Raw genomic sequence first — 13,003 nt, forward strand, 5'->3', positions numbered from 1 at the left:
AGAAACACGATAGCTCATTTCTTAATAAACTGCTAAAAGCTATCGAGTTGACAATCCTATTTATTATTTTGCAAACATGAATTTATATCCTATAAATGCTGGAAATTTTAAACTCGATGGTGGTGCTATGTTTGGAGTAGTTCCGAAGTCTTTATGGACAAGAACCAATCCGGCTGATGCTAATAATATGATTGATATTGCGGCACGTTGTTTGTTAATTGAAGATGGTAATCGACTCCTATTAATCGACACTGGCATGGGTAATAAACAAAGTGATAAATTCTACAGTTACTATGATCTATGGGGAAATGACTCCATTGACAGCTCGCTCAAAGCCCATGGCTTTCATCGTGATGACATCACGGACGTATTTATGACCCATTTACATTTTGATCATTGTGGTGGCAGTATTCAATGGAATAAAGATAAAACAGGTTACGAACCAGCATTTAAGAATGCGAATTTTTGGAGTAATAAAGACCATTGGGAATGGGCAACACAGCCTAATCGACGTGAAAAAGCGTCATTTTTAAAGGAGAATATTTTTCCCATGGAAGAAAGTGGTCATTTAAAATTTACATCGCTTCCTGAATCTGATATTCTAAAAAACTCGGTATTAGGTTTTGATATCTTTTTTGCCAATGGTCATACAGATAAACAAATGATCCCAATGATTCCATATAAAAATAAAACGATTTGTTTTATGGCCGATTTGCTCCCAACAGCAGGTCATTTGCCCTTACCTTTCGTTATGGGTTATGATACGCGACCATTGCTTACTTTAGATGAAAAAGAACGCTTTCTTAATCTTGCTGCAGATCATAACTATTATTTGTTTTTAGAACACGATGCACACAATGAAATTATAACCGTACAACACACCGAAAAGGGTGTGCGACTCAAAGAAACTTTTACAACAAACGATATATTTAATTAATGCTATGAAATACCTTTTTAAACCTGTTATATATGCTCTTTTACTCTCGACAATTCTTTTAAGTTGCGGCAGCGCTTCGGGTGTACTTTCAACACCAATAGAAAACATAGACACCGCTCCTATAAAAGAGTCTAAACTAACCGAAACTGAAATCAACGGATGGTCACACCTAGACTTGTTAAAAGACACTATTCCTGGAATGAGTGTTGACAAGGCCTACAACAAAATTATTAAAGGAAAAAAAGGAAAAACAGTTATTGTTGCTGTCATAGATAGTGGAATAGATATTGATCATGAAGATCTTGATGGTGTTATATGGACTAATGAAGATGAAATACCAAATAATGGTAAAGACGATGATAATAACGGTTATGTTGATGACATCCATGGGTGGAATTTTGTTGGTGACGGCTATAATGAACAATTAGAATTTGTAAGATTACTGGCCTCTGGCGATAAGAGTAATCCTCGTTATGCAGAAGCTGAAGCTGAATATAATACAGAATACCAAAAATTCACAGGATACAAAACACAGTATGATCAAATTTTACAGCAAGTAACCACAGCGGATAACATGGTGTCTAAGCATCTTAACAACAAAGCCTATACCTTAAAGGATGTTAAGACCATTCAAACACAGGATGAAGCTTTGGCCCAGTCTGTAGCTATTATAAAATATGTATACAGTCTAGAGGTGGAAAGCGTCCCTTCATTTTTAGAAGAAATACGGAATGGGCTTGTTGAAATTAACGAACGCCTTAATTTCAACCTCAATAAAAACCTAAAAGGACGAAAAACAGGTGATAATCCAGACGACCTAAATGACAAACCGGGATATGGGAATAACAACCCGAGACCGTCAAAACAAACTGAAGATCACGGCACACATGTGACCGGCATTATTGCTGCAGAACGGAATAATGACATTGGTATGAATGGTGTTGCAAATAACGTAAAAGTTATGGCCATTCGGTCAACACCTAATGGAGATGAATACGACAAAGATGTCGCTCTAGCTATAAGATATGCTGCCGATAATGGCGCTAAAGTCATCAACGCTAGCTTTGGTAAATCTTACTCGCCAAATAGCGAATGGGTATATGATGCTATTAAGTACGCTGCCGATAAAGATGTGCTTTTTGTACATGCCGCTGGCAATGATAGTAAAAATATAGATATCACTAAAAATTTCCCAAATGACGCCATAGGAACTGGACCTGAAATTGCCGATAATTTCATTACAGTAGGTTCTTTAACCTATGATTACGGTTCTAATATGGTTTCTAGTTTTTCTAATTATGGCCAAGTAAATGTGGATGTTTTTGCTCCTGGCAGCGATGTGTATTCTACCATGCCAGAAAATAAATACGATTTAAATAGCGGAACCTCGATGGCTGCTCCAAATGTTGCTGGAGTTGCTGCCTTAATCCGCTCGCAATACCCAAATTTAACGGCTGCTCAGACAAAGAAAATCTTGATGGATTCAGGGCTTCCTATTAAAGCTAAAGTAACTATAGGAAAAAATAAGGAGGTAAAAACGCTTTCTGAAATATCTAAATCTGGAAGAATAGTAAATGCATATAATGCCCTAATTTTGGCGTCTCAAATCACCAATTCAAAATAATTGCAACGAAAAAAAATACTTATGAAAATTAAAATTAGCCCAATAATTCTATTATTGTGTGTGGTGTTTTTATCATTACCTACCTACGCACAAAACCAAGACATCACCTACAAAACGGATTACTATTGGCAACAACAAGCCAATTACACAATGGAGATAGATATGGATGTAAACACCTATCAATACGAAGGAACACAACATATCAAATACACTAATAATTCTCCAGACGTTTTAGATAAGGTCTTTTATCACTTATTCTTTAATGCTTTCGAGCCCGGAAGCGAAATGGATGCAAGACTGCAAAATGTTGCCGATCCTGACCGAAGAATGGTTACAAATCTTGGCACCAAAGAAAAGCCCATTTATGAAAGTCGCATTGCTAAACTAAAAACTAATGAAATCGGGTATATAAAAGTTAAATCATTAAAACAAAACGGACGAATACTAGATTTTAGCTATGCTGGTACCGTTTTAGAAGTTAAGCTTGATACGCCTATTCAGCCTGGCGCTACCGTTGATTTTGATATGGAGTTTGACGGACAGGTACCTTTGCAAATACGTCGATCAGGACGAAACAATAAAGAAGGCGTTGCATTATCAATGGCACAGTGGTATCCCAAACTAGCTGAATACGACGACGAGGGTTGGCACGCCAATGCATACATCGCAAGAGAATTTCATGGCGTTTGGGGAAATTATGATGTCAAAATTACTATTGACAAAAACTATACGATTGGAGGAACTGGTTATTTGCAGAATGCAGATGACATTGGTCATGGTTATACCGCTGAATCTGTAAACCCAAAAGGGTCAAAATTAACTTGGCATTTTATTGCACCTAATGTTCATGATTTCACTTGGGCTGCAGATCCAGAGTATATTCACGATACTTTTCAAGTTCCTGATGGACCAATGCTACATTTCTTTTATAAAAACACCATGCCTCAAGAAAAACTTGAGAATTGGAAAAACCTGCAACCTATTGCTGCTCGTTTAATGACCTATTACAGTGAAAATGTAGGACAGTATCCTTACCAACAATACTCAATAATCCAAGGTGGTGATGGTGGTATGGAGTACGGCATGTGTACCCTCATTTTGGGTGAAGGAAGTTTTAACGGGTTAGTAGGAGTAACAGCACATGAAATGGCTCACAGTTGGTTTCAATTTTTATTAGCGAGCAATGAATTTAAACATGAGTGGATGGATGAAGGATTTACAAGTTATATTGAAGACAAAGCATTACATTATCTTACAAGATCTACAAGAGTGAATCCATATAGCGGAGCCTATCTTGCTTATATCAATTTAGCCAATTCAGGAAACGAACAAGCACTAACAACCCATGCTGATCGATATAAAATTAATCGTGCCTATTCAAGAGCGGCTTATAGTAAAGGAGAGGTCTTTTTGGCGCAATTAGGATATATTATTGGCGAAGAACACCTAGAAAATACTATTAAAAAATACTTTAATGACTTTTCATTTAAACATCCTAAACCAATGGATGTCATTCGCACTGCGGAAAAAGTATCCGGATTAGAATTAGATTGGTATTTAATGGATTTTGCACAAACCACTAACACTATTGATTATTCTGTTAAAAGTTTAGATGGAAAAATGGTGACGCTAGAACGCATTGGTATCATGCCGATGCCTATTGACTTAACAGTAACTTACAACGATGGTTCTACGGAAGATTTTTACATCCCATTACGTCAAATGCGTGGCGAAAAATCAACTTCTGCAACACTAAAAGACGATTGGGCGTGGGCATACCCTACATATACCTTTGGGACATCAAAAACAGTAAAATCTGTAGAAATCGACCCAAACGGATTTATGGCCGATATAAAACGTGATAATAACGTATTATTTGCTGGCGGTGGAACAAATTAATAGATTCAATGGTAATATCATAAAAGCCTCTTTTTAATTGATGAGGCTTTTTTTAATACCAACCCTCTTTTTTATAAGATTTCACCTTAGAGGCTCGCTCCCTGTTATACAATAATAAATGTGTTGTATCCACTTTTTTGTTTCTATACCCTAATAAATGAAAAATAGATTTTGCAAAGAATTTAGTCACTCTTAAATTAACTTTTAGAGCCTCTTTATTCTTGTTTTCCCATGATATACCAGGAAATAATACCAACAAACCATCAAACCTTAAATGTCTAAGGGCTGCCGATAATTTTAAAAAGAACGGTTTAATTGGTCTTATAATAAAAAAGCCTTCTTCGCCTTTGGTTTGATACAGTGGCATGAACAATCTCGCATTATAAGTAGATTTTATAACTTCATTATTACTAAATGCGATAGATGTGCCTTTCTGAACACGTTCAAAACTTTGAAAACCATTCATCATCTTAAAAACCTCATTTCTTCTTATGCGATGCAAATACACCACTTCAAAAATATCAGATAGGTGCTTTGCATTAGTCTGAAGTTCAGAATAATATTGATCAAACGCTGGAAGTTTTTCTTTCTCAATAAGTTTAGCATATACTAAGACTAAATATATAAACGATATGCAGTTTTCAACCGCTTCCTGTTCGTCGTGTTGTCCAGACTCAAACCCCAAAGACACATACCCTAATTCGTTGATGTAGCTCAACAATGGGCCATTCAAAAATTCTTCAATACCTAACACAATTGGAACAGGGAATAATTTTGAAAACTTCCTATTAATCAAGGCGTCGTTTATGGTAATAAAAGGTAATGTTTTACTTGATGTTGTATGAAAATCAATAAAATAAAATGGCCCAGAATTTGTTTTGATAATCGTTTCAAGTAACCCATATAGTTCCTTTTGCTCTTGTTCTTCTGAGTTAAATTCGTTTTTATATTGCAGATCTTGTAATTGTTCTTTTGTCCAGATACGATTAAGGTCTTTATCTAAAAATCTTTGGTTTATTTTTAAGGCTTCAAGGTTTCCTGAAATAGCATAAATATTTCCATTGGTGTTCTCAGAATTAAAGTTTTTAAGAACAGCCTCTAGAGCAAAAACTCCAGCTGTTTCATTACCGTGGATCCCAGCAAAAAAAACGATGGTTGGACCATTCTTTTTTCCCTCTATCTGGGCTATTATTCTATCAACTGAAATCGTCTTATTCATTGCTGGACTATAGACTTTCGTCATCTGTTCTAAAAATCATTAGATGTTAATATGCCAACTAATTTACTTCCTTTTACAACAGGGAGGCAATTAATCCTGTTTTTTATCATAATCATTTGAGCCTCACGAATACTTTTATCTTTGGTAATAGTAATAAGGTCTTCTTTCATGAAGTTTTGAACACATTGCGTGCTGTCTTCAATGTCTTTTATATTGTTTTCTATGTCTTTCCAACTTAATAATCCTACCAAATCTTTCTTTCCATTAATCACAGGCATATGGTGAATGTTTTTCCATTTCATAATATGTATCACAAGTTCTAAGCTGTCTTTTTTATCAACAGAAAACAGATCTGTACTCATGACATGAAGTACTTTTTTGTCAATATTAAAAGTAGTATGATCATTTTGATCCAAAACTCTCCAAGAGGATACAGGATAATCATGTTCTTGTTTTAAATACATATTGGCCGTTAATACCTGTAATGCTTCATTTGGTTTTTTAGATTTCAATAGGTTTCTGTAACTTTTTACAAGCCATTGTGACCCGTTGTGAATTTTTGCTCTATTCTCAATTACTGTTAAATAATTCTCTGCGTCTTTCGGTGAAATTCCCATTTTATAGAGTCCTCTATAGGCCATAGGTATTAGTTCATCCAATATCAAATTCTGACTAGAGACGGTTTTCCCTTTCCAGTTAAACTGTGCAGCCATACCGTACCTAGCTGCTGCAAAAAAGTTAGACTTTACATCTTTAAAGTCCATATTTTCATGGATATTATCTTCGCCTTTAGGTCTTCCAACCATAAGACCAACCCAAAACATCATATTAGCAATTTCATCTTTCATCGTTGGTCCAGATGGGATGTATCTGTTTTCAATTCTTAGATGAGGTTTTCCACCACCAACACCATAACAAATACGGTTCCATCTATAAACGGTTCCATTGTGAAGGCTCAAAGCATTAAGTTTTGGAATCTCTCCGTTATGAAGCATATCTAGGCTGTCTTGATCAAATTCGGCAGTCACTAAACTTCTGAATCTCGAAATATTATCTTTAAAAATATCGGTTATACTTCCTGTTTCCCAACTATTTCCAAAACTCACTCTTGATTGTTTTTCATTCAATAAGAATGAATTGGCTCTGGTATCTACGCTTTGTGTAAATAAAGCGATTCGTGTTTCACTCCAGAGTTCTTTTCCGAAAAGAAAAGGTGAGTTTGTACAAGCACTTAAAACAGGACCAGAAATAGCCTGAGCCCAATTATAACTCTTTATAAAATCGTCTGGATTAATTTGTAAATGCGACTGAAAGCTAGTATTACAGCCTTCTAACATTACCGTATCATGCAATAGATTTAGCTCATCAACACCTTTAATATGTATATCGAAATCTTGTTTTCTAGATTCTTTAATAGCTTCGTTAAGCACATAATAACGCTTGATTGGCGTCATATTATCTATGGTAATGTGCTTAAGAGATAGTGTTGGCAAAATCCCAGTAAGCGCAATTTTTGTATTATGCTTTTCAGCAACAATTTTTGCCTTATTCAATAAGGTTTTAAGTTGTTTGTGAAGTTGAGAAAAGCAATCGTCTTTAAGTTCAAAAGGATCTAGATTAATCTCAAGATTATAATTTCCAATTTCAGTGGTAAAGTGGTGATCATCGATATCTTTTAAAATATCTAGTGCATTACCACTGGGCAAAAACTCATGATTTACGAGACAAAACTCTTGTTCGGCACCAATACGTATAGGTGCTTTTTCGATCATATCATTATCAATCATATAATCTAAAGCCTCAATATCTTTAGTTAAATGATGAATATAATTAGCTTTATCTTTCTTTTTTGAAAGCTTAGTAACATGTAGATTTCCCATGACAGTACAGTTTTAAAAGTTATTAAAGTTACTTCAAACTTTGCGGTTAAAATATGACTTAAGTCATGCTTATTCAGTCCTGTAAAGAATACATGAGATCTTTAATGGCATATTTATAAATTTAATTATCAAAAGACGTGCTAAGAAAGGTGTTTCTTATAAAGTGAATTTTTATCAGAGGCTGCTAAATATTTATAGGGACAATCGTTGTTTTTTACCTAATTTTATAACCAGCAGCAAGAAAAGCTTCTGTGAATACAAAAACCTAGAATTTGATGTCATTTTCTTATCCTAAAAAAGAAAAACTTAAGAGTCAAAAGCTCATAGAAAAGCTATTTTCCGAAGGAAAATCTATTGGCGCATACCCTTTAAGAATCGTTTATCTGAAAAGCAATTTTGAGGACGATACCCGGTTCAAAACGGGGGTTTCTGTAAGCAAGCGAAACTTTAAAAATGCAGTAGATCGAAATCATATCAAACGCTTACTCAGAGAAGCCTATCGCCTTAATAAGGCCGTTTATTTTAACAACATTTTATCTAGTTATGCGTTAATGATTTTGTACATTGGAAAAGATGGAACAGATTTTGAATCCATTAATACCAAAATGAAAGACCTATTAGATGCTTTTTCAAAAAAAGTGTCAGAGACTAAATGATGAATACCATGCGTAAACTTTTGCAAAAACGACTTATAATTCCGCTACTAGCACTATTGCTTTTTTTTAGTGGAACCGCTTTTAAAAGTGATTTTTTTGAAATTGCTAAACAAATCGAAATCTTTACCACTCTTTTTAAAGAGCTCAACATGAACTATGTTGATGAGACCAATCCTGGAGATCTGATGGATACAGCTATTAAAAGTATGCTCAACGACTTAGATCCTTATACCAATTATTATAATGAACAAGATGTAGAGGCATCAAGAATTAATAATGCTGGTGACTATACAGGTATAGGCGCAAATGTACTTACGCTTAAAGATAAGTTGGTTATCATTGAGCCTTACAAAGATTATGCAGCCGATAAGGCCGGATTGAAAGCTGGTGACGAAATAATTAAAGTTGATAATGTTGTTGTGGCCGATTTTAAAGATGACGCTGGAAATCTATTACAAGGTGCGGCTGGAACAGGTGTTACTGTAACCTATATCAGGCAAGGAAAAACCCAAACCGCTACCATTCAGCGCGAAGCTGTTGATATTCATGCGGTACCTCATTATTCTATGGTCAACGATAATATTGGATATGTAGTTCTTAGAAAGTTTAATGAAAAAGCATCTTCAGAAACTATTAGCGCAATCAGAGCATTAAAAAATCAGGGCGCTGAAAAATTGATTTTAGATCTTAGGGGAAACCCTGGAGGATTGCTAAGAGAGGCTGTGAATGTTACTAATATTTTTGTTCCTAAAAATCAATTGGTAGTGACCACTAAATCGAAAGTCAAAAAATATAACAAAACCTATTACACGCAAAAGAACCCAATTGATACAGAAATTCCTGTAGTCGTTTTAATAGATGGTAGTAGTGCTTCTGCTAGTGAAATTGTTTCCGGTGCATTACAAGATCTCGATCGTGCCGTGGTTATTGGTGCGCGTAGCTTTGGTAAAGGATTAGTGCAGCGCCCGAAAAAATTAACCTATGGAACTCAAATGAAAATTACGATTTCAAGATACTATACACCTTCTGGTCGCTGCATTCAATCATTAGATTATTGGAATCGCGATGAAAACGGTAAAGCAACACGCGTAAAACAAGAAAATTATAATGCTTTTAAAACCAAAAAAGGTAGAACTGTATACGATGGTGGGGGCGTACAACCCGATTTAGAGTTGGATGCAACAAAACTTAGTCCGATCACAAAAGCTATTATTAATGAAAACCTCATCTTTAAATACGCAACGCAATATTATTATTCCAATCAGTTAACTGATTTGAAAACTTTTAGCTTAAATGACTCTGACTATAATGACTTTAAAAACTTCTTAAATGTTAATAATTTTAGTTTTGAAACTGAAACTGAAAAAGCATTTGCTAATGCCTTGAGCGTTGCGAAAGAAGAAAAATTAAATGGAGTAATCAATACAGATTATGCCGGTTTAATCTCATCTTTAAACCAATACAAAAGCAAGGCGATTGATGATAATAAGACGCAGTTACTATCTTTATTGTCTGACGAAATTGTGAAGCGTTATTTCTATCGTGAGGGATTATATACATATTATATTGCTAATAATTTTGAGATCCAAAAAGGTGTTGAAATATTGAAAAACCCCTCTAATTATTTAGGCTATTTGAACTAATAGACAATCAAAATTTGAAGAAAACAATAAAAAAATCTATATTTAATACGTGCTTTCGGTCTAAAAATGAAAAAGGTATTATTGATCTTACTACTATTTTCACAACTTTTGTTTGCTCAAAAGGAGATGAAACATGTCGTCTATTTTGAGACCGATAAATTTGAAATTCCGCCCACAGAACATTATCGATTGCTCCTTTTTTTATCTGAGATAGAAACTTTGGATATTGAAAAAGTATCTATTTACGGATTTACTGATGATAGAGGAAGTAACTCATACAACTTAGTGCTGTCTCAAAACAGGGCGAATTCTATAAAAACAATTTTTTCTAATAATGAGTTTGATGAATCTATCATCACTAATGTTGATGGAAAAGGTGAAATTCTTTTAAAGCTAATTAAAGAAGAGGATATTCATAAAATTAGAGGTCTCAACAGAAAAGTTGAAATTATAGTGCAGCCATATAATCCTCCTAGAGTTCAAGAGGTGGTTGAAAAGAAACCTAAGGTTGAAGATATTATAAAGGGTGAACTAAAAGAAGGTGATAAATTCACACTAGATAACATTCTTTTTAAAACAGGATATAGTAAATTATTACCCGAATCAAAACCAGTGCTTGAAAATATCGCTCAAGCACTATTAGAACGAAAAGATATTTATTTTACCATACAAGGACATGTTTGTTGTACACAAAATAGCAGAGATGCCATTGACCGTAAAACGAAAAAAAGAAACCTCTCCGTCGCTAGAGCCAAGTTTATTTATGATTATTTAGCTAAAAAAGGCGTGAGTACCAGACGTATGAAATATGTGGGTATGCGTAGAAAGTTTCCATTAGGCAGCGAACCAAAATTTGATCGACGTGTAGAAATTTTGGTTACTTATGTGGGTGATACTAACTAAGCCTTAATCATAGCAATATGCGGAATACCATCTTCAAGGTACTCCTCTCCTACTTCATAAAACTCAAGATTATTATAAAAACGTTTTAAATAGGTTTGTGCCGAAATTTTAACCTCGGTTTCATTGTACTTTTCTTTTATAGCATCTATAGAGGCATTCATGATGTCGTAGCCGTATTTATGCTCGCGTTCTTTAGCGGCAACCACTACTCTACCAATACTTGCTAATTCAAAGTAATCGCCAGGCTTAAACACTCTCGTATAAGCAACTACTTTATTGTTTTTAAAACCTATAACATGCAGTGCTTTTTGATCTTTGTCATCGATATCTTGATACACACAATCTTGCTCAACAACAAAGACCTCGCTTCTTAATTGAAGTATATCATATAAGTCTTGTGTACTGAGCTCTTGAAACGTTTTTACTTTAATTTCTAACATGCCTTTTTAATCCTGAACAATTACCTGTTTATCATCACATTTTCCGAATTCTGGTTGGATATTCACATGATTGATTCCGAAATTTTTAAATACCAAATCTTCTACCTGATGTAAAATAACATCAAATTGTGATAAGGTAATATCAGTATTGAAATCAATATGTGCTTCTAAATGAATTTCTTCTTCATTTAACTGCCAAATATGAACGTGATGTACGTTCTTAATAGCCTCTAATTGTTGAATATCTTTTACAATGTCTTTTACTTGGATGGTCTCAGGGGTAAATAGCATCAACACTTTGACAGCATCTTTTAATAAGTCGTAACCCATATAAATTAAATACAAAGCAATAATTAATGTTAACAAGCTGTCCACCCAAAACACCTCGTAATACTTCATTAATAGACCACCAATTAATACCGCCACACTAGCCATCATATCAGTTAAAAGATGAAGGTAAGCACTTTTCATGTTCATGTTAGCTTCAGCATCTTTTTTTAATATGAGTACGCTTAAGCCATTTCCTAAAATTGCAACTGCCGATAATAAAATAACTAAATTAGATGCAATTTCTTGCGGATTCTGAAACCGCTCAATCGCCTCAATAATCAATAATATTGCGACAATAATAAGGGTAGACGCATTAATAAAAGCGGCTAAAATTTCAGCTCGCTTATAACCAAATGTTTTTTGAAGAGAAGCTTGTCGTTTAGATAATTTATTAGCCCCATAGCTAATAACAAGCGAAACTACATCACTAAAATTATGTAAGGCGTCACTTAATAGTGCTAAACTTCCAGAGCGTAATCCTCCAATAACTTGTGCTACTGTAATTATAATGTTTAGAAAGATAGAAATAATAAGATTTCGTCCTCTTAGATCATTGTGTTGAGATGAATGATTATGTGAATGCGTGTGACCCATTTAACATGAGATCGGAATTTTATCCACGCGATTTTGATGACGTCCGCCTTCAAACTCGGTAGCTAAAAATGTATCTACAATTTGAATTGCTTGTTGTAAGGCTGTATATCGAGCAGGAATACAACAAATGTTTGCATTATTATGTTGACGAGTTAATTCGGTAATCTCTTTAGTCCAACAAATACCAGCGCGTACGTTTTGATGTTTATTTGCGGTCATAGCAACACCATTAGCGCTTCCACAGATTAAAATACCAAAATCAACTTTGTTATTCGCAACATCTTCTGCTACTGGATGTACAAAATCAGGATAGTCTACACTATCATTTGAATCTGTACCATAGTTATTAACAGTAAAACCTTTAGCCTCTAAATGAGCTAAAATAGCTTGTTTATACTCGGTTCCTGCGTGATCGTTACCTATCGAAATCGTCATAATTTTATAGTATGGTTTAAAACCTTAAAGTTAATAATTGCTTATAAATAAACCGAAAGATAAAACACTTAGTTATTCATAATAATTAAGTTTGATAATAACCTGTAATTATCGATCAATAAGGATTGTTAACTACCTCTATAATTTGTATTCATTACTTGTTCATATCTTCTTCTAAGTACTTAAAAGTTTTCTTAGGATTATCCAGTAAATTTTACAATCAAAAACTTAGAGTAGATAACCTAAAAAGTTAATCGTTTTTTGTAGTCAAGTTATCAGCATCCAAATACTAAGATACCAACACTAAATTTTAAAATACTTATTAAGTTTTAGTTGTCAACATCGATTATAAACAACTGTTAATAGCTTTAGAAATGTTCTTTAAAATGAGATATTTAGATGTAAATCTAATGTTAACTAGTTATTCATCGAATTGTATAAGT

Annotated in this window: 11 protein-coding genes; 6 read left to right on the top strand and 5 right to left on the bottom strand. The window is 34.1% G+C overall.

Annotation, left to right across the window (positions count from 1 at the left end; translation table 11 throughout):
- Positions 1–76: 76 nt before the first annotated feature.
- Genes BLT57_RS02395 through BLT57_RS02405 form a run of 3 tightly spaced genes read left to right on the top strand, consistent with a single transcriptional unit; the run spans position 77 to position 4,460 of the window.
- Entirely contained in the window at positions 77–937 is an 861-nt protein-coding gene (locus tag BLT57_RS02395) for an MBL fold metallo-hydrolase (RefSeq protein ID WP_091421725.1), read from the top strand.
- Positions 938–941: 4 nt separating this feature from the next.
- On the top strand, positions 942–2,561 hold the full coding sequence (locus tag BLT57_RS02400; protein ID WP_091421727.1) for a S8 family peptidase: 1,620 nt from the start codon (positions 942–944) through the stop codon (positions 2,559–2,561).
- A 21-nt stretch (positions 2,562–2,582) separates the two neighbouring features.
- A complete protein-coding gene (locus tag BLT57_RS02405) occupies positions 2,583–4,460 on the top strand; it encodes a M1 family metallopeptidase (RefSeq protein ID WP_091426625.1) in 1,878 nt (625 codons plus the stop codon).
- 52 nt (positions 4,461–4,512) lie between these two features.
- Here the strand turns inward: BLT57_RS02405 and BLT57_RS02410 are convergent, their stop codons facing one another.
- Together BLT57_RS02410 and BLT57_RS02415 are read right to left on the bottom strand one after the other, a co-directional pair.
- On the bottom strand, positions 4,513–5,703 hold the full coding sequence (locus tag BLT57_RS02410; RefSeq protein ID WP_091421731.1) for a succinylglutamate desuccinylase/aspartoacylase family protein: 1,191 nt from the start codon (positions 5,701–5,703) through the stop codon (positions 4,513–4,515).
- Between the two features lie 5 nt (positions 5,704–5,708).
- Positions 5,709–7,559, bottom strand: a complete 1,851-nt coding sequence (locus BLT57_RS02415) for a CBS domain-containing protein (protein WP_091421736.1) — start codon at positions 7,557–7,559, stop codon at positions 5,709–5,711.
- 275 nt (positions 7,560–7,834) lie between these two features.
- On the opposite strand from BLT57_RS02415, the gene rnpA reads away from it, so the two are divergent.
- From rnpA to BLT57_RS02430, 3 genes are all read left to right on the top strand, one after another.
- Complete coding sequence (gene rnpA, locus BLT57_RS02420; protein WP_091421740.1) at positions 7,835–8,215, top strand: ribonuclease P protein component; 381 nt, start codon at positions 7,835–7,837, stop codon at positions 8,213–8,215.
- Between the two features lie 8 nt (positions 8,216–8,223).
- On the top strand, positions 8,224–9,858 hold the full coding sequence (locus tag BLT57_RS02425; RefSeq protein ID WP_091426627.1) for a S41 family peptidase: 1,635 nt from the start codon (positions 8,224–8,226) through the stop codon (positions 9,856–9,858).
- Between the two features lie 66 nt (positions 9,859–9,924).
- Entirely contained in the window at positions 9,925–10,761 is an 837-nt protein-coding gene (locus BLT57_RS02430; RefSeq protein WP_091421741.1) for an OmpA family protein, read from the top strand.
- On the opposite strand, the gene BLT57_RS02435 is transcribed toward BLT57_RS02430, so the two are convergent.
- The 3 genes from BLT57_RS02435 to rpiB are packed head-to-tail and all read right to left on the bottom strand — an operon-like array spanning position 10,758 to position 12,560.
- The gene (locus BLT57_RS02435) at positions 10,758–11,201 is read right to left on the bottom strand and encodes a GNAT family N-acetyltransferase (protein ID WP_091421744.1); all 444 of its coding nucleotides are present in this window, start codon (positions 11,199–11,201) and stop codon (positions 10,758–10,760) included. The genes BLT57_RS02430 and BLT57_RS02435 overlap by 4 nt on opposite strands.
- Before the next feature lie 6 nt (positions 11,202–11,207).
- Positions 11,208–12,125, bottom strand: coding sequence for a cation diffusion facilitator family transporter (locus BLT57_RS02440; protein WP_091421749.1), 918 nt, complete (start codon positions 12,123–12,125; stop codon positions 11,208–11,210).
- Positions 12,126–12,560 (bottom strand): ribose 5-phosphate isomerase B, encoded by a 435-nt coding sequence (gene rpiB, locus BLT57_RS02445; protein ID WP_091421752.1) that lies wholly within the window; start codon positions 12,558–12,560, stop codon positions 12,126–12,128.
- Positions 12,561–13,003: the final 443 nt, after the last annotated feature.

It is taken from the genome of Formosa sp. Hel1_31_208 (genome assembly GCF_900104785.1).
Taxonomy (GTDB): Bacteria; Bacteroidota; Bacteroidia; order Flavobacteriales; family Flavobacteriaceae; genus Psychroserpens.

Excerpts from the sequence above, each read along its gene's own strand:
- BLT57_RS02395 (WP_091421725.1), top strand. The coding sequence starts at position 77 with ATGAATTTATATCCTATAAATGCTGGAAATTTTAAACTCGATGGTGGT.
- BLT57_RS02400 (WP_091421727.1), top strand. The coding sequence starts at position 942 with ATGAAATACCTTTTTAAACCTGTTATATATGCTCTTTTACTCTCGACA.
- BLT57_RS02405 (WP_091426625.1), top strand. The coding sequence starts at position 2,583 with ATGAAAATTAAAATTAGCCCAATAATTCTATTATTGTGTGTGGTGTTT.
- BLT57_RS02410 (WP_091421731.1), bottom strand. The coding sequence starts at position 5,703 with ATGACGAAAGTCTATAGTCCAGCAATGAATAAGACGATTTCAGTTGAT.
- BLT57_RS02415 (WP_091421736.1), bottom strand. The coding sequence starts at position 7,559 with ATGGGAAATCTACATGTTACTAAGCTTTCAAAAAAGAAAGATAAAGCT.
- rnpA (WP_091421740.1), top strand. The coding sequence starts at position 7,835 with ATGTCATTTTCTTATCCTAAAAAAGAAAAACTTAAGAGTCAAAAGCTC.
- BLT57_RS02425 (WP_091426627.1), top strand. The coding sequence starts at position 8,224 with ATGCGTAAACTTTTGCAAAAACGACTTATAATTCCGCTACTAGCACTA.
- BLT57_RS02430 (WP_091421741.1), top strand. The coding sequence starts at position 9,925 with ATGAAAAAGGTATTATTGATCTTACTACTATTTTCACAACTTTTGTTT.
- BLT57_RS02435 (WP_091421744.1), bottom strand. The coding sequence starts at position 11,201 with ATGTTAGAAATTAAAGTAAAAACGTTTCAAGAGCTCAGTACACAAGAC.
- BLT57_RS02440 (WP_091421749.1), bottom strand. The coding sequence starts at position 12,125 with ATGGGTCACACGCATTCACATAATCATTCATCTCAACACAATGATCTA.
- rpiB (WP_091421752.1), bottom strand. The coding sequence starts at position 12,560 with ATGACGATTTCGATAGGTAACGATCACGCAGGAACCGAGTATAAACAA.